Source organism: Micromonospora avicenniae (assembly GCF_900156065.1).
In the GTDB taxonomy this organism is placed as follows: domain Bacteria; phylum Actinomycetota; class Actinomycetes; order Mycobacteriales; family Micromonosporaceae; genus Micromonospora; species Micromonospora avicenniae.
Genome location: NZ_FTNF01000006.1, coordinates 46,315 through 62,591, shown reverse-complemented (window position 1 = coordinate 62,591; position 16,277 = coordinate 46,315). Strand labels below are relative to the sequence as shown.

The 16,277-nt window shown below is 73.0% G+C and carries 15 protein-coding genes; 6 read left to right on the top strand and 9 right to left on the bottom strand.

What is annotated here, in order from left to right:
- The first annotated feature begins 61 nt into the window (after nt 1-61).
- Genes BXA10_RS11745 through hutH form a run of 3 tightly spaced genes read left to right on the top strand, consistent with a single transcriptional unit; the run spans nt 62 to nt 4,223 of the window.
- Entirely contained in the window at nt 62-1,420 is a 1,359-nt protein-coding gene (locus tag BXA10_RS11745; RefSeq protein ID WP_076470354.1) for a formimidoylglutamate deiminase, read from the top strand.
- A gap of 26 nt (nt 1,421-1,446) precedes the next feature.
- Entirely contained in the window at nt 1,447-2,691 is a 1,245-nt protein-coding gene (gene hutI, locus BXA10_RS11740; protein ID WP_076470568.1) for an imidazolonepropionase, read from the top strand.
- Nucleotides 2,688-4,223, top strand: coding sequence for a histidine ammonia-lyase (gene hutH / locus BXA10_RS11735; protein ID WP_076470353.1), 1,536 nt, complete (start codon nt 2,688-2,690; stop codon nt 4,221-4,223). The genes hutI and hutH overlap by 4 nt, the downstream gene beginning before the upstream one ends.
- Nucleotides 4,224-4,346: 123 nt before the next feature.
- Here the strand turns inward: hutH and rdgB are convergent, their stop codons facing one another.
- The 9 genes from rdgB to BXA10_RS11690 form a co-directional block, all read right to left on the bottom strand.
- A complete protein-coding gene (gene rdgB, locus BXA10_RS11730) occupies nt 4,347-4,964 on the bottom strand; it encodes an RdgB/HAM1 family non-canonical purine NTP pyrophosphatase (protein WP_076470352.1) in 618 nt (205 codons plus the stop codon).
- A 52-nt stretch (nt 4,965-5,016) separates the two neighbouring features.
- The gene (gene rph / locus BXA10_RS11725) at nt 5,017-5,742 is read right to left on the bottom strand and encodes a ribonuclease PH (RefSeq protein ID WP_076470351.1); all 726 of its coding nucleotides are present in this window, start codon (nt 5,740-5,742) and stop codon (nt 5,017-5,019) included.
- Between the two features lie 169 nt (nt 5,743-5,911).
- Entirely contained in the window at nt 5,912-6,655 is a 744-nt protein-coding gene (locus BXA10_RS11720) for an MBL fold metallo-hydrolase (RefSeq protein ID WP_076470350.1), read from the bottom strand.
- Between the two features lie 241 nt (nt 6,656-6,896).
- The gene (locus tag BXA10_RS11715; RefSeq protein ID WP_076470349.1) at nt 6,897-7,862 is read right to left on the bottom strand and encodes a PLP-dependent cysteine synthase family protein; all 966 of its coding nucleotides are present in this window, start codon (nt 7,860-7,862) and stop codon (nt 6,897-6,899) included.
- 10 nt (nt 7,863-7,872) lie between these two features.
- Entirely contained in the window at nt 7,873-8,235 is a 363-nt protein-coding gene (locus BXA10_RS11710) for a MoaD family protein (RefSeq protein ID WP_076470348.1), read from the bottom strand.
- Between the two features lie 66 nt (nt 8,236-8,301).
- The gene (locus BXA10_RS11705) at nt 8,302-8,826 is read right to left on the bottom strand and encodes a M67 family metallopeptidase (protein WP_076470347.1); all 525 of its coding nucleotides are present in this window, start codon (nt 8,824-8,826) and stop codon (nt 8,302-8,304) included.
- A gap of 49 nt (nt 8,827-8,875) precedes the next feature.
- Nucleotides 8,876-9,376, bottom strand: a complete 501-nt coding sequence (locus BXA10_RS11700) for a DUF2017 domain-containing protein (protein ID WP_175649191.1) — start codon at nt 9,374-9,376, stop codon at nt 8,876-8,878.
- Nucleotides 9,377-9,437: 61 nt separating this feature from the next.
- Complete coding sequence (gene clpS / locus BXA10_RS11695; RefSeq protein ID WP_076470345.1) at nt 9,438-9,728, bottom strand: ATP-dependent Clp protease adapter ClpS; 291 nt, start codon at nt 9,726-9,728, stop codon at nt 9,438-9,440.
- 148 nt (nt 9,729-9,876) lie between these two features.
- Nucleotides 9,877-11,433, bottom strand: a complete 1,557-nt coding sequence (locus BXA10_RS11690; protein WP_076470344.1) for a hypothetical protein — start codon at nt 11,431-11,433, stop codon at nt 9,877-9,879.
- Between the two features lie 204 nt (nt 11,434-11,637).
- Here BXA10_RS11690 and BXA10_RS11685 point away from each other — a divergent pair, with 204 nt between their 5' ends.
- Genes BXA10_RS11685 through BXA10_RS11675 form a run of 3 tightly spaced genes read left to right on the top strand, consistent with a single transcriptional unit; the run spans nt 11,638 to nt 16,245 of the window.
- Nucleotides 11,638-14,316 carry a LuxR C-terminal-related transcriptional regulator gene (locus BXA10_RS11685; RefSeq protein WP_076470343.1) on the top strand — a complete coding sequence of 893 codons (2,679 nt, stop codon included), beginning with the start codon at nt 11,638-11,640 and terminating at the stop codon, nt 14,314-14,316.
- 17 nt (nt 14,317-14,333) lie between these two features.
- The gene (locus BXA10_RS11680) at nt 14,334-15,620 is read left to right on the top strand and encodes a nicotinate phosphoribosyltransferase (RefSeq protein WP_076470342.1); all 1,287 of its coding nucleotides are present in this window, start codon (nt 14,334-14,336) and stop codon (nt 15,618-15,620) included.
- Nucleotides 15,621-15,663: 43 nt separating this feature from the next.
- The gene (locus tag BXA10_RS11675) at nt 15,664-16,245 is read left to right on the top strand and encodes a nicotinamidase (RefSeq protein WP_076470341.1); all 582 of its coding nucleotides are present in this window, start codon (nt 15,664-15,666) and stop codon (nt 16,243-16,245) included.
- Nucleotides 16,246-16,277: the final 32 nt, after the last annotated feature.

The following is a 16,277-nucleotide window of genomic DNA, read 5'->3' as shown; positions in this document are numbered from 1 at the left end:
CCCGGTGCCGTCAGGATCGGGGGATGTCGCAGACGATTCAGCTCGGAAGGGGGCGTGTGGCATGACCGCCACCCGCTGGTTGGCCGAGTACGCCTGGCTGCCCGACCACGCCGAGCCGATCGCGGACGTGCTGATCGAGGCGGAGGACGGCCGTTTCACGGCGGTGACGCCGTTGACCCGGGGTGGTGCGCCCACCGCCGGGATCGAGGTGCTCACCGACGCGGTACGGCTGCCCGGACTGACCCTGCCCGGACTGGCCAACGCGCATTCGCACGCCTTCCATCGGGCGCTGCGCGGGCGTACGCAGGGTGGGCGGGGCGACTTCTGGACCTGGCGGGACCAGATGTACGCGCTCACCGTCCGCCTCGACCCGGACTCGTACCTGGCGCTGGCCCGGGCCACCTTCGCCGAGATGGCGCTGGCCGGGATCACCGGCGTGGGCGAGTTCCACTACCTGCACCACGCTCCGGGCGGCACCCCGTACGACGACCCGAACGCGATGAGCGCGGCGCTGGTCGAGGCCGCCGCCCAGGCCGGCGTCCGGATCACCCTGCTGGACACCTGCTACCTGACCGCGTCGGTGGACGGTCAGCCGCTGACCGGGCCGCAGTTGCGCTTCGGTGACGGTGACGCCGTGCGGTGGGGCGAGCGGGCGGCGGCGTTCACGCCGGCGGGCGGGCACGCCAAGGTCGGTGCGGCGGTGCACTCGGTGCGGGCCGTACCCGCCGAGCAGCTCGACACGGTGGCCCGCTGGGCACGCGAGCGGGACGCCCCGCTGCACGTGCACCTGTCGGAGCAGCCGGCGGAGAACGACGCCTGCCGGGCGGTGCACGGCAGTACGCCGACGCGGCTGCTCGCCGACCGGGAGGTGCTGGGCCCGGCCACCACCGCCGTGCACGCCACCCACCCGACGAGCGCCGACCTGGGCCTGCTCGCGGAGAGCCGGACCGGTGTCTGCCTCTGCCCCACCACCGAGCGCGACCTGGCGGACGGTATCGGGCCGGCCCGCCGGATGGCCGACGTCGGCATACCGCTCAGCCTGGGCAGCGACAGTCATGCGGTGATCGACCTCTTCGAGGAGGCGCGCGCCGTGGAGTTGGACGAGCGGCTGCGTACCCGTCGCCGAGGGCACTTCGCCGCGGCCGACCTGGTGACCGCGGCGACCGCCGCCGGGCACGCCGCGCTGGGCTGGACCGACGCCGGCCGGATCGCCGTCGGGGCCCGCGCCGACCTGGTCACGGTCCGGCTGGACAGCGTCCGCACCGCCGGGGTACCGGCGGTCGGTGCGTTCTTCGCGGCCACCGCGGCCGACGTCACCACCGTGGTGGTGGACGGGCGGACGATCGTCGCCGACGGCCGGCATCGCAGCGTCGACGTGCCCACCGAGTTGGGTAGGGCCATCGCGGAGGTGACCTCGTGAGCACGGACCTGTGGCCGACGCGCCCGGTGCGGCCGGGCGACCCGGCGCGGCCGACCGTCCGAAGCAGCGGCAGCCTGCTCGTGGACAACATCGGGGAGCTGGTCACCAACGCCTTCGGTGGGGGCGAGGGCGGGCCGCTGGGCATCCACCGCGACGCCGCCCTGCTGGTGGAGGACGGGCTGGTCGCGTGGGTGGGGCCGGCCCGGGGTGCGCCGGCTGCCGACCGGCGGGTCGACGCCGGAGGCGCCGCGGTGCTTCCGGGTTTCGTGGACAGCCACGCGCACCTGGTCTTCGCCGGGGACCGGGCGGCCGAGTTCGCCGCCCGGATGGCGGGCGAGCCGTACACCGGGGGCGGGATCCGGACCACCGTCGGCGCCACCCGCGCCGCCTCCGACAGCGAGCTGCGCCGCAACGTACGGCGGCTGCGCGACGAGGCGCTGCGGCAGGGCACCACCACCATCGAGATCAAGAGCGGGTACGGCCTCACCGTCGCCGACGAGGCCCGCTCGCTTCGGATCGCCGCCGAGTTCAGCGAGGACACCACGTTCCTCGGCGCGCACGTCGTGCCGGCCGAGTACGCCGACCGTCCCGACGACTACGTGGGGATGGTGTGTGGGCCGATGCTCGCCGCCGCCGCCCCGTACGCCCGCTGGATCGACGTGTTCTGCGAGCGGGGCGCCTTCGACGTGGACCACGCCCGCGCGATCCTCGCCTGCGGGCAGGCCGTCGGGCTGGGCGTACGGGTGCACGCCAACCAGCTCGGTCCCGGCCCGGGCGTGCAGCTCGGTGTCGAGCTGGGCGCGGCCAGTGTGGACCACTGCACCCACCTGTCCGACGCCGACATCGACGCGCTCGCGTCGCACCGGATCGGCTGCATGTGCCCGGACGGCCGGCACACCACTACCGTCGCGACCCTGCTGCCCGGGGCGGAGTTCTCCACCCGATCGCCCTACCCGGACGCGCGGCGGCTGCTCGACGCGGGTGTCACCGTCGCGCTGGCGACCGACTGCAACCCCGGTTCGTCGTACACCTCGTCGATGCCGTTCTGCATCGCCCTCGCCGTACGCGAGATGCGGATGACGCCGGCGGAGGCGGTCTGGGCCGCGACCGCCGGTGGCGCGCGGGCGCTGCGCCGCGACGACGTCGGTGTGCTACGCCGCGGTGCCCGGGCCGACCTGATCGTCCTCGACGCCCCCTCCCACCTGCACCTGGCCTACCGGCCGGGTGTGCCGCTGATCCGCCAGGTCCTGCACAACGGAGTACCACAATGACCGTTTCCATCCAGCCCACCGGCATCACCCCCGCCGACGTCCTCGCCGTGGCACGCGGCGGCGTCAAGGTCGTGCTCGATCCCGCCGCGACGGAGGCGATGGCGACCAGCCGGGCGATCGTGGACGGCATCGAGGCCGCCGGCCGGCCCGTCTACGGCGTCTCCACCGGCTTCGGCGCACTGGCGAACACGTTCGTCGCCCCGGAACGTCGGGCCGAGCTCCAGCACGCGTTGATCCGCTCACACGCCGCCGGGGTGGGTGCACCCATGCCCCGGGAGGTGGTCCGGGCGATGATGCTGCTGCGGGTCCGCTCGCTCGCGCTGGGCCGCTCCGGGGTCCGGCCGCTGGTCGCCGAGGCGCTGGTGGACCTGCTCAACCACGACATCACCCCGTGGGTGCCGGAGCACGGTTCGCTGGGCGCCTCCGGCGACCTCGCCCCGCTGGCACACTGCGCGTTGGTGTTGCTCGGCGAGGGCTGGGTCCTCGGCCCGAACGGCGAGCGGGTCGACGCGGCGGACGCGCTGCGCCAGGCCGGCCTGGCGCCGATCGAGCTGGCCGCCAAGGAGGGGCTGGCGCTGATCAACGGCACCGACGGCATGCTCGGCATGCTGCTGCTCGCCCTGCACGACGCCGCGCACCTGTTCACCATGGCGGACGTGACCGCCGCGCTCGCCATCGAGGCGATGCTCGGCTCGGACCGGCCGTTCCTGCCCGAGTTGCACAGCATCCGCCCGCACCCCGGCCAGACGGCGTCGGCGGCGAACATCCACCGGCTGCTGCAGAACTCGGCGGTGATGGACTCGCACCGGGACGACCTGGCGCACGCGGTTCAGGACGCGTACTCGATGCGCTGTGCGCCGCAGGTGGCCGGAGCGGCCCGCGACACGCTGGACTTCGCCCGTACGGTGGCCGACCGCGAGCTGATCTCGGTGGTGGACAACCCGGTGGTGCTGCCGGACGGCCGGGTCGAGTCGACCGGGAACTTCCACGGCGCGCCGCTCGGCTTCGCCGCCGACTTCCTGGCCATCGCCGCCGTCGAGGTCGGGGCGATCGCCGAGCGGCGGGTCGACCGGCTGCTGGACGTCACCCGCTCCCGGGACCTGCCGGCGTTCCTGTCCCCCGACGCCGGGGTGAACTCCGGCCTGATGATCGCCCAGTACACGGCGGCCGGGATCGTCGCGGAGAACCGCCGGCTCGCCGCGCCCGCCTCGGTGGACTCGCTTCCCACCAGCGGTATGCAGGAGGACCACGTCTCGATGGGCTGGGCGGCGGCCAAGAAGCTGCGTACGGTCCTGGACAACCTGACCAGCGTGCTCGCGGTCGAGCTGCTGGCCGCGGTGCGGGGCCTTCAGCTGCGCGCCCCGCTCACCCCGTCGCCGGCCGGGCGGGCCGCGGTCGCGGCGCTCGGAGGCATCGCCGGTGAGCCGGGCCCGGACGTGTTCCTCGCCCCGCTCATGGAGGCGGCACGGGAAGTGCTCCGCGGCCCCGACCTGCGCGCCGCGATCGAACGCGACCTCGGCCCCCTGGCCTAACCCCCGCCCCCTTCCAACCCCCAGCTCCGACGCAACGCCTCATACACGGAAAGCGTGGCTATCCGATGCGGGATAGCCACGCTTTCCGTGAACGAGTGCCTGCCACCGGGGAGGTGGCCGCGGTCAGGGGGTGGGTTGGAGGAGCTTTGCGACAAGCTTGGCCAACTCGCGCAGCGCCTTACCGCGGTGGCTGATCGCGTCCTTCTCGTCGGGCGTCAGCTCGGCGTTGGTCCGGGTCTGCCCGTCGCCCATGAAGATCGGGTCGTAGCCGAAGCCTCCGTCGCCACGCGGAGCGCGCAGCAACCGTCCGGGCTGCCGGCCGTCGACCAGGTGCTCCTTGCCGCCCGGCAGCACCAGGGCGACGGCGCAGACGAACGAGGCGGAGCGGTGCTCGTCCGGCAGGTCGGCGGTCTGGTCGAGCAGCAGCTGAAGGTTCGCCTGATCGTCACCGTGCCGTCCGGACCAGCGGGCGCTGAAGACACCGGGCATCCCGCCCATCGCGTCGACTGCCAGTCCGGAGTCGTCGGCGACGGTGGGCAGGCCGGTACGCCGGAACCCCTCCCGCGCCTTGATCAGAGCGTTCTCACCGAAGGTCAGACCCGTCTCCGGCAGCTCCGGGTACTCCTCGACGTCGTCGAGGCCCAGCAGAGCGACCCGGTGCGCGCCGAGCGCACCGTCGAGGATCCGCTGCAGCTCCACCAGCTTCTTACGGTTACGGGTGGCCAGCAGGATTTTGTTCACAGCATTCCGCCTTTGCTCGCGACTGCGGGGCTCGCGAGCTCGCTCCTCGCGCTCATGAGAGAGCCTTCCGCTGGATCTCGGCCAGTTCCGCGCAGCCCGCCACCCCGAGGTCGAGCAGGGCGTCGAGCTGACTCCGGGGAAACACGCCCGCCTCCCCGGTGCCCTGCACCTCGACGAAGTCGCCGGTGCCGGTGCAGACCACGTTCATGTCGACCTCGGCGGCCACGTCCTCGGCGTAGCAGAGGTCGAGGCGCGCCTCGCCGCCGATGACGCCGACGCTGACCGCGGCCACCGACCGGTGCATCACCGTCTCCGGCTTGCCGACCAGCGCCTTGCGGTCGGCGAGCCAGCGGACCGCGTCGTACAACGCCACGTACGCGCCAGTGATGGCCGCCGTCCGGGTGCCGCCGTCGGCCTGGAGCACGTCGCAGTCGAGCACGATCGAGTTCTCGCCGAGCGCCTTCAGGTCGACGCTGGCGCGCAGGCTCCGGCCGATCAGCCGGGAGATCTCGTGCGTACGCCCGCCGATCTTCCCTCGGACGCTCTCCCGGTCGGATCGGGTGTTGGTGGCCCGGGGCAGCATCGCGTACTCGGCGGTGACCCAGCCGAGGCCGGAGCCTTTCCGCCAGCGGGGCACCCCCTCGGTCACGCTCGCCGTGCAGAGCACGCGGGTCGCACCGAACTCGACGAGCACGGAGCCCTCCGGATGGGTGCTCCACCCCCGGGTCAGCGTCACCGGTCGGAGTTGGTCGGGCTGTCGCCCGTCGGGTCGTGCCATGCCTGCACCCTATGCGGTTCACTGATCCGGCCGCGCCGCGGTGTCCCCGACCCGCCCGGCCAGGCGCGCGGCCGGTCGGGCCGGGCCGACGTCCGGGTGCGAGCACCACGTCGGCGCCGGCCGGACGGTCCGGCGAACACCGCGGCAGGAGCGGTCGGTGCCCGGCGGGTCAGATTTCGTAGCTCGCGCCGGGACGGACCACGTCGAGCGGCCCGGCGTACGCGGCGGCGGCCGACTCGACGGTGTGCGCCTCACTGCCCCAGGCGGCCACCAGGTGCGTGAGCAGCAGCCGGCCGACACCCGCCTTCGTCGCCGCCTCGCCGGCCTCCCGGCCGGTCAGGTGCAGGTCCGGCGGGTTCTCCACACCGTCGAGATAGCTCGCCTCGCACAGGAACACGTCGGCGTCCTGCGCCAGGCGCAGCAGCGAGTCGCACGGGGCCGTGTCGGACGAGTAGCAGAGCACCCGGCCGTCGTGTTCGAGCCGCACCCCGTACGTCTCGACGGGATGGTTGACCCGGTCGACGGTGACGGTGAGCGGGCCGATCGGGAAGGTGCCGGGCTGCAGGCCGTAGAACTGGTAGACGTCGTCCATGGTGCCGTCGTCGCCGTACGCGGCCATCAGCCGGTCGGGGGCACCGGAGGGCGCGTACACCGGCAGAGGCGGGTACGGGCCGTCGGGGGCGTAGCGGCGGACGACCACGTACGTCACGGCGTCGAGGACGTGGTCGCAGTGCAGGTGGGTGAGGAGGATCGCGTCCGGGGCGTGCAGGCCCGCGTAGCGCTGAAGAGTGGAGAGCGAACCGGAGCCGAAGTCGATCAGCAGCCGGAACCCGTCGGCCTCTACCAGGTAGGCGGAGCACGGCGACTCCGGTCCGGGGAAACTTCCCGCGCAGCCCAGGACGGTCAGTCGCATCGAGTCGTCTCGCTGTCACGTTGCGTAGTCGCCACGCCGGTCGTCGCTCGGCTCATGATCTCGACCGACGCGTACGCCACGCAGCGCAGCCTACGCTGGCACGCGCGGGCGCAAGAATCATCCGGTGAAAGTTGTCGTCAAGGTGACACCGAGCGCGGGGACGACCGGCATCGCGTGACCGAATTCGAACATCATCGCGACACCGGCCGTCGCGCTACGTGAGGGCACGGCACCCGCCGGGTCAGGCCCAGAGCTGCCCGTCCAGGGCCTCTTCGGCATCGGCCAACGTGCCGCCGTACGCCCCGGTGGAGAGGTACTTCCAGCCGCCGTCAGCGACCACGAAAGCCACGTCGGCACGGCGACCCACCCGCACCGCCTGGTGGGCGACCGCGAGGGCGGCGTGCAGGATCGCGCCGGTGGAGAAGCCCGCGAAGATGCCCTCCACCTCGACGAGCTGCCGCGTACGCAGTACCGCGTCCCGCGTACCGACGGAGAACCGTCGGGACAGCACAGTCGCGTCGTAGAGCTCCGGGACGTACCCCTCGTCGATGTTGCGCAGACCGTAGACCAGCTCGCCGTAGCGCGGCTCGGCCGCGACGACCTGGACGCCCTCGACCTTCTCCCGCAGGTAGCGTCCGGTGCCCATGAGCGTGCCCGTGGTGCCCAGGCCGGCCACGAAGTGGGTGATCGTCGGCAGGTCGCGCAGCAGCTCCGGCCCGGTCGTCTCGTAGTGCGCCCGGGCGTTCGCCTCGTTGCCGTACTGGTAGAGCATCACCCAGTCGGGGTGCTCGGCGGCGATCTGCTTGGCGGTGGCGACCGCCTGGTTCGACCCGCCGGCCGCCGGCGAGAAGATGATCTCCGCGCCGTACATCCGGAGCAGCTGGACCCGCTCCGTCGACACGTTCTCCGGCATCACGCAGACCAGGCGGTAGCCGCGCAGCTTCGCGACCATGGCCAGCGAGATCCCGGTGTTGCCGCTGGTCGGCTCGAGGATGGTGTCACCCGGCCGGAGCTGACCGGCCTCCTCGGCCGCGCGCACCATGAACAGGGCCGCCCGGTCCTTGACGCTGCCCGTCGGGTTCCGGTCCTCCAGCTTCGCCCAGAGCCGCACCGGCGGTGCCCCCTCGGGCACCGTCGGCGAGAGCCGGGGCAGCCCTACCAGGGGTGTACCGCCGCAGGCGTCGAGCAGGCTCTCGTACCGCGCCATGGCGGCCGCCTCAGCGATCGGCGGCGGAGGCGCGCCGGTCGGGCTCCACGGTGGGCGCCAGCTTCTGGTCGCCGATGGCCGCGGCGGCGAAGCCGAACGCACCGCCGGCGACCGCCGGCAGGATGGTGACGCTGTCACCATCACTGAGCTTGGCGTCCAACGCGCCGAGGAAGCGGACGTCCTCGTCGTTGACGTAGACGTTGACGAAGCGGTGCAGCGCGCCGGCCTCGGTGACCAGGCGCGCCCGCAGGCCGCTGTGCCGCGAGTCCAGGTCGGTGAGCAGGTCGCCCAGGGTGTCGCCGGCGCCTTCGACGACCTTCGCGCCGCCGGTGTAGCTGCGCAGGATGGTGGGGATACGAACCTCGATGGCCATGATGTCGTGCTCCTTCTCGGGTGTGCCTCGGTGACGGGACGTGGGTCGGGTGCTACGGCGTCGCGTTCAGCTGCCGGAACACTCGTAGTCGACCGCCGTCGGGCTCTGCCCGAACTTGTAGGACTGCACGGCGTGCGGGTCGACCGCGGCGTCCACGACCCGGACCGGTTCCTCGGTCACCACGCCGTCCACGATCCGGACCGGTTCCTCGGTCACCACGCCGTCCACGATCCGGAAGGAACGGATCTCCTCGGCGTCGGTGTCACGGGTGGAGACGAGCAGGTAGTGCGCGCCCGGTTCACCGGCGAAGGAGACGTCCGTGCGGGACGGGTAGGCCTCGGTCGCGGTGTGCGAGTGGTAGATGACCACGGGCTCCTCGTCCCGCTCGTCCATCTCCCGCCAGACCCGCAACTGCTCCATCGAGTCGAACTCGTAGAAGGTCATGGAGCGGGCGGCATTGTCCATGGGGATGTGCCGGGTCGGGGTGTCGCTGCCGACGGGACCGGCGATGACGCCGCACGCCTCGTCCGGATGGTCCCGACGCGCGTGGGCCACGATCGCGTCGATGATCGACCGGTCGATGCTCAGCACGCCGACCAGCCTAACGCCTGGTCAGCGCGGGCCGCGAGAGTGGCCGCCGTCACGCCCCGTCGATCAAGGCGTTGAGCAGGGATTCCTGGAGATAGCCGAGATACGCGTAGACCGACAGTTGGAACACGCGGCTGGAGGTCGGGTCCTCGGCGACCGCCTCGTCCAGTTCCTCGCCGAGGTCGGTGCCGTCCTTGATCTCCAACCGGACGCCCATCGCCAGTCGCGCGTCGTTCAACGCGCGGAGCCACGCCTCGGCCGCCTCGGCGTCCAACCGCACCTCGCCGCCGGACTCACCCGGCAACGCCGCGAGGATGGCGCCGGCCTGGTCGATCTTCGCGGTCTTGAGGTCGCCCTCCGTGTACCGGCGGAACTCGGCCGTGCTCCTGCGGTCGTCCGGATAGGCGTCGGGGAAGAGCCGGCCCACCACCGGGTCGGAGTGGTCGAAGCCGTCGGTGAGCAGGCCGACCACCTCGGAGGCGACCTTGCGCAGCACCCGCACCTCGTCGGAGGCGAAGGTGGCGACGTAGCGGCCGCTCTGGCGGCGGAACATACTCAAGACGCCATCCCTTTTCGCGGCTGCGGGGCTCGCAGCATCGGCTCGATCCTCACGCTCACGAGCGGTCCACCGTCGCCCAGAGCCCGTACGCGTGCAGCTGTGACGCGTCGTGCTCCATCCGCTCCCGGGCGCCGGAGGTGACGACGGCGCGCCCCTTGTGGTGCACGTCCAGCATCAACCTCTCGGCCTTCTCCCGGCTGTAGCCGAAGAGCTTCTGGAAGACCCAGGTCACGTACGTCATGAGATTGACCGGGTCGTCCCACACGATCGTCACCCATGGCCGGTCGGACGCCGGCACCTCTTCGGTGGCCGGCGTCTCGACCGGTGCAACCTGCGGAGCCGCCATGCCCCCCATCGTGCCACCGGTTTCCGGGAACCGAGGAACCGGAACGCCGGACCGGGCCGGATCGCCCTCCAGCGGCAGGCCCGACCCGCCGGCGCCGCGCCCGAGGGGTGGGCGGGCGGGCCCGACGGGCCGGGTGCCGGAGCCGCCGTCAGGCGAGCAGGATGCCGTGGTCGACCGCATCGGAAAGCACCGCACCCAGAGCGACACGGACGACCTCGAACCGGCGGGACACGTCCCGGGCCAGCTCCAGCTCGACCTCCCGCAGCGCCCGCTGAGCCCATGCCCGCGCCTCGTTGGCGTCGTTGTTGCCGGGGCTGCGCCAGTGCTGCCAGCAGCCGCCGGAGAGGGCGACGGCGACCGGTGGCAGGATCTCGGCCCGCGCGGCACCGGGATAGCCGGCGAGGGCGTCGATCGCTCCGCCACCGGCCAGGCCGGCCACGCCGGCAGTGCTCGTGACGAGCAACACCCGGTCGAGTTCCCGGGCCAGCCGGTCCTCGGCGAGCCCGAAGCGGATCGCCTTGACGACCCGCTGGCGTACCCCGTCGGGCAGCGGCGCCCCGAGGACCCGGGCGACGGCTTCGTCGAGGATGCCGTCCACCGCCCGGTCGCACTGGACGGTGGCCAGCAGCGAGAGCGCCTCCATCTCGCGGTCGAGCAGCTGCGGCAGCCCGGCGCAGCCGACCCCGAAGACGATCTCCTGGACCACCCGCAGGTGGATGTTGGCCAGTTCGAGTGCGAGATGCTGACGGATCCGCTGGGCACACGAGCGACTCCGCCGGTCCAGTTGCTCGGACCAGTCGCCCGGGTCGGTCACCACGTTCACCCGAACGTGCTCGCCCGGCAGCATGGGCGGGTCGGAGCTGGCGCGGCGCAACCCTTCGTCGACCGCCCAGCCCACCAGTGCCCGGCGCAGGTCCGCCGCGGCGGCACCGTGCAGCGCGAACCAGCGCGCCTCGGCGAGGCCGGGCACGGCGGAGAGCAGGGCGGCACGGTGTGCTTCCACCGTGACGGCGACGGGGTCGACCGTGGGGCCGGGCGAGGGGGACCCGGCCCCGGACGGCGGGACGGACGCCCCCGTGTCCTCCGTCGGCGCCGTGCTGTCGGACCCGGACCAACCGGTCGAGCCCGGAGTGACCACGAAGAAGACCGGCAATTTGGCCCGGGCGGCCTCCGCCAGCAGGTTGAGTTCCGCGGCGGTGCACACCTGGTCGGCGGCGACCACGAAGAGCAGCGCTCCGGCCCGACCGGCCGCGTCCAGCAGCACCGGCACACCGGCGGCGCCGAGCGTGCCGGTGTCGGCCGTGTCGACCAGGCTGAAGTGGCGCAGCAGCGGGTCGGGCAGGTGCAGCTCGACCCGACGCGGCGGACGCGCCAACGCGGGGCCGGCGGCCGTGCGGTCCGCGCCGTAGGTGTGCGGCTGGCGATAGCCCGGCACGTACGCCGCCCGGGTCGCCGTGGTGCCGTGGCGCATCACCAGCCAGCTGCCGTCGGGCACATCGAGCAGTGCGGGGTCGAGGTCGAGCAGGGTGGCGAGCACGGCGCGGCGGCCGGCCCCACCGGGCCCTACGGCGAGCACGCCGAGCGGCTCGTCCGAGCCGGGCGTGGCCACCCCGACCCGGGTGGGCAGCGGCGCACACCGAGGCACGTCGCGCGGCCCGGGCAGGTCGCCGGGCACGTCGACGGAGGAGAGCGGACCCGGCTTCATCAGGGCGGCGACCTCCCGTGGTGGGCGGACCGGCAGCAGCCGGCCGCGTGGAAACTCCGGTGAACCGATCCGGATGCCGGAAGACTACGAGCGGCCAGGCCTTCCGGCGGAACAGTTCGGATACTCACCGGTAATCACGAGATTACTCAACTTCGCTGCGTGACGCTCTGCCTGCGGACCGATTGCGATGGATATGCTGCCGGGATGAGTCGGTGGAGTTTCGTCGGCCGAACGGATGAGCTCGACCGTCTGCTGTCGGCAGTGACCAGCGCGGAGGGGCGGGGGCTCTTCTACAGCGGCAGTGCAGGCATCGGAAAGAGCCGACTGCTGCGCGAGGGTGTCGCGGCGCTACCCAACGACCGCTACGCGATCTGGTCGATCGCGGCCAGCGCCACCACCGCGAGCCTCCCCTTCGGCGGCCTGGTCCAGGTGCTGCCCGCCGAACAGCCGCAGGGTCTCTCCCCCGCCGGCATCCTGCGCTGGGCGCTGGACGTGCTCCAGCAACAGGCGGCCGGGCGTCGCATCGTGCTCGCCATCGACGACGCCCACCTGCTCGACCAGCCGTCGGCCGCGCTGGTGCACCTCGTCGCCCGCGCCGACAACGCCACCGTGATCGGCACGCTGCGCGACGGCGAGCAGATCCCGCTGCCGATCCGGGCACTGTGGACGGACGACCTGGTCGACAAGGCCGAGCTCAGCCCGATGGCTCCGGCGGAGACCGCGGGTCTGCTCGCCGAGATCCTGGGCGGCCCGGTCGACGCGGGCTCCGCCGACCGGCTGGGACGGCTCTCCGCCGGCAACCCGCTGCTGCTCCGCGAGCTGGTGCACGCAGCCTCGGGCAGCGAGGAACTGACCCGCACGTACGGGATCTGGAAGTGGACCGGCCGGTTCGAGCTGGCCCCCAACCTGACCGACCTGATCGACACCCGGATCGGCCAGCTCACCCCCGCCGTCCGGGCGGTCGTGGAGCTGGTCGCGTTCGGCGAGCCACTCGGCCTGCAACTGCTCAACCAGGCCGTCGACCGGCAGGACGTGGAGATCGCCGAGGAGCGGGGCCTGATCACGGTCATCCAGCACGACCGGCGCACCAACGTCCGGCTGGCGCATCCGCTCTACGGCGAGATCATGCGCCGTCGCTGTCCGGTCAGCCGTACCCGCCGGTTGCAGGCCGACCTCGCCGAACTGTTGGAGCGGGTGGGTAAGCGACGCCGCGACGACCTGCTCCGCGTGGCGGTCTGGCGGCTAGACTCCGGCACCGCCCAGGACGCGGCGCTGCTGCTCGAGGCGGCCGGCCAGGCGTTCAGCCGGTACGACGTACCGCTGGCGACGCGGCTGGCCCGCGCGGCGCTCGACGCCGGCGGCGGGTTCGACGCCGCCGAGCTGCTCGCCACCATCCTCATGTTCGCCGACCGGCCGGAAGAGGCGATCGACGTGCTCGACGCCGTCTCCCCCGACCCGGCCGAGCGCCAGCGGTTCGCCCGCTGGCTCACCGTGCGTGGGATGGTGACCTACTGGGGGCTCAGCCACGAGTCCACGGTGGAGGAGATCGCGGCGCGGGCGGAGAGCCTCACCGACTCGGCCGACCAGGCCCGGGTGCGCGCGTTCGAGGCGATCATGCGGCTGCACCGCCTCGACACCGTCACCGCCCTGCGGCTCAGCCAGAGCGTGCTGGACCGTCCCGCGGCCAGCGTCGCCGCCCGCGAGCTGGCCCGGTCCACCGTCGCCTACCTGCAGGCCGCACAGGGGCAGCTGCGTAGCAGCGGCACCGCCATCGCCCAGGTGCACTCCGAGGCGGCCCGCTGGCGCGCCGACATGCCGTACCTGCAACTCGCCCTGGAGCTGGCCCGGGGCACCCGTCTCACGCTCGCCGGCGACCTGGCCGGCATCGACGCGATAGTGGCCGACGAGTTCGCCGACCTCGCCGGCGCCGGAGACTTCCGGCTCGGCACCGGCTACCTCGCCATTCTCCAGGCGTACGCGGCGCGGCTGCGTGGCCAGAGCGACGCGGCGCTGCGGACCAGCCTCGGCGCCTGTGCGGTGCTGGCCACCAGCCGGGTGTACGCCGGGTTGGCGCAGGCCGAGCGCGCCCAGGCGGCCGCCCTGCGCGGCGACGCGACCCAGGCCGCCGAGGCGATGGCCGAGGCGGACCGCACACAGGCTCCCGGCATGGCGGTGCTCTACCCGTGGCTGGAGCAGGCGCGCGGGGCGGCGCTGGCCGCGGCCGGCGACCTGCCCGGGGCGGTGAAACAGCTGACCGACCTGGTCGACCGGCTGCGCACGGACGGCTTCGCCGGTCACGAGGTCCACGTGCTGTACGACCTGGTCCGGCTGGACCAGGCCGGCGCACCGGTCGGTCCCACCTGCTCCGACGGCAGTCGTCGCACGGTCGCGCAGCGCCTCACCGAACTCTCCGAGCGCGTCGACGGTGACCTGCCGCCGCTGCTGGCCCGGCACGCCCGCGCCGCGGTCTCCGGCTCCCCCACCGAACTGTTCGCGGTCGCCGACGCTTTCGCGGCGCGCGAGCTGAACGTCTTCGCCGCCGAGGCGACCGCCGCCGTCCTGCACCGGCTGCGCCGGGAGCGGCCCGCCGCCGCCGGCGAGGCCCGGGAACGCCTCGCCGCGCTGCTGAACCGCTGCGGCCTCGTCCACACCCCGGCGTTGCGCGCCGGCACGCCGACGCTCACCGACCGGGAGTGGGAGGTGGCCCGTCTCGCCGCGCAGGGGGCCACCAGCAAGGCCATCGCCGAGAAGCTCTACCTCTCCGCCCGGACCGTGGAGAACCACCTCCAGCGCATCTACGCCAAGGTCGGTGTGACCAGCCGGGCCGAGCTGCACGCGGCGTTGCGGGCGATCCCGGGGCACGAGGGCGGCGACGCCGACTGAACTCTTAGGCTGGGTCCGTGAGCACCCTTCGCCCCGCCCTGCTGACCGACCACTACGAGCTGACCATGGTCAGCGCGGCGCTGCGCGACGGCACCGCCGATCGCCGCTGCGTCTTCGAGGTCTTCAGCCGCCGCCTGCCGGCCGGACGCCGCTACGGCGTGGTCGCCGGCACCGGGCGCCTCATCGAGCTGATCCGCGAGTTCCGGTTCGACGAGGCCGAGGTGGACTTCCTGCTGCGTACCGGCGTGGTCGACGAGCAGGCCGCGGCCTGGCTGCGGGACTACCGCTTCACGGGCGACATCGACGGGTACGCCGAGGGGGAGCTCTTCTTCCCCAACTCCCCCATCCTCACCGTCTCCGGCGGCTTCGCCGAGTGCGTGGTGCTGGAGACGCTCGTGCTCTCGGTGCTCAACCACGACAGCGCGATAGCGGCCGCCGCCGCCCGGATGGTGACCGCGGCTCGTGGCCGTACCCTCATCGAGATGGGCGCGCGGCGGGCGCACGAGGGGGCCGCGGTGGCCGCCGCCCGGGCCGCGTACCTGGCCGGCTTCAGCTTCACCTCGAACCTTGAGGCGGGCCGGCGCTACGGCATCCCCACCGCCGGCACCGCGGCGCACGCGTTCACCCTGCTGCACGACGACGAGCGGGCGGCGTTCGCCTCGCAGGTCGCCACGCTGGGGAAGAGCACGACGCTGCTCGTCGACACGTACGACATCAGCCAGGGCATCCGCAACGCCATCGCGGTGGCCGGGCCGGACCTGCGGGCGGTCCGGATCGACTCCGGCGATCTCGCGGTGATCGCCCAGCAGTCCCGGGCGCTGCTCGACTCGCTCGGCGCCACCGAGACGAAGATCATCGTCTCGGGTGATCTGGACGAGTACGCGATCGCCGCGCTCGCCGCCGAGCCGGTCGACATGTACGGGGCCGGCACAGCCGTCGTCACCGGCTCCGGGGCGCCGACCGTCGGGCTGGTCTACAAATTGGTCGAGGTCGAGGGACGACCGGTGGTGAAACGTTCGGAGCACAAGGCCACCATCGGCGGCCGGAAGATCGCGGTGCGGCGGCACAAGCCGACCGGTACGGCCACCGAAGAGGTGATCGTCCCGCAGGGGGTGCCCGAGCGGCAGCCCAACGACCGGCTGCTCCAGCGCCAGTTCGTGATCGGCGGCGAGCCGGCCGAGCTGCCGACCCTGGCGGAGTCGCGTGAGCACCTGCGGGAATGCCTGATCTCCATCCCCTGGGAAGGGCTCAAGCTCTCCGGTGGCGACCCGGCCATCCCGGTCAACGTCGTACCGGCGGAGTAGACATGGCCCGGCGGAGGGCCGCGTTCGTCTGGAGGGAGCACCGGTGAGCAAGGCGCTGATCATCGTCGACGTGCAGAACGACTTCTGCGAAGGCGGCTCGCTGGCCGTGAACGGCGGTGCGGACGTGGCAGCAGGCATCACCCGGCTGCTCGCCGCCGACCCGGGTCGCTGGGCCCATGTGGTGGCGACGAAGGACTACCACGTCGACCCGGGGGCGCACTTCGGCAATCCCCCGGACTTCGTCGACACCTGGCCGCGGCACTGCGTGGTCGGCACCCCCGGCTCCGAGTTCCACCCCGCGCTGGAGACCGACCGGATCGAGGAGATCTTCCACAAGGGTGAGCACGCGGCCGCGTACTCGGGCTTCGAGGGGCACGCCGCGGACGGTGAGTGCCTGGCCGACTGGCTGCGCCGGCACGGCGTGGACTCGGTGGAGCTGGTCGGCCTCGCCACCGACCACTGCGTGCGGGCCACCGCGCTGGACGCCGCCCGGGAGGGCTTCACCACCACGGTGCTGCTGGACCTCACGGCGGCCGTCGCCCCGGCCACCACCGACGTGGCGCTGCGCTCCATGGACGGCGCCGGGGTCACGCTCCGCGGGGAACCTGTGATCAGGACCGCATGACCAGGTAATCGGTTGGCGACCGCAGAATCTCC

Excerpts from the sequence above, each read along its gene's own strand:
- BXA10_RS11745 (WP_076470354.1), top strand. The coding sequence starts at position 62 with ATGACCGCCACCCGCTGGTTGGCCGAGTACGCCTGGCTGCCCGACCAC.
- hutH (WP_076470353.1), top strand. The coding sequence starts at position 2,688 with ATGACCGTTTCCATCCAGCCCACCGGCATCACCCCCGCCGACGTCCTC.
- rph (WP_076470351.1), bottom strand. The coding sequence starts at position 5,742 with ATGGCACGACCCGACGGGCGACAGCCCGACCAACTCCGACCGGTGACG.
- BXA10_RS11720 (WP_076470350.1), bottom strand. The coding sequence starts at position 6,655 with ATGCGACTGACCGTCCTGGGCTGCGCGGGAAGTTTCCCCGGACCGGAG.
- BXA10_RS11715 (WP_076470349.1), bottom strand. The coding sequence starts at position 7,862 with ATGGCGCGGTACGAGAGCCTGCTCGACGCCTGCGGCGGTACACCCCTG.
- BXA10_RS11710 (WP_076470348.1), bottom strand. The coding sequence starts at position 8,235 with ATGGCCATCGAGGTTCGTATCCCCACCATCCTGCGCAGCTACACCGGC.
- BXA10_RS11700 (WP_175649191.1), bottom strand. The coding sequence starts at position 9,376 with ATGTTCCGCCGCCAGAGCGGCCGCTACGTCGCCACCTTCGCCTCCGAC.
- clpS (WP_076470345.1), bottom strand. The coding sequence starts at position 9,728 with ATGGCGGCTCCGCAGGTTGCACCGGTCGAGACGCCGGCCACCGAAGAG.
- BXA10_RS11690 (WP_076470344.1), bottom strand. The coding sequence starts at position 11,433 with ATGAAGCCGGGTCCGCTCTCCTCCGTCGACGTGCCCGGCGACCTGCCC.
- BXA10_RS11685 (WP_076470343.1), top strand. The coding sequence starts at position 11,638 with ATGAGTCGGTGGAGTTTCGTCGGCCGAACGGATGAGCTCGACCGTCTG.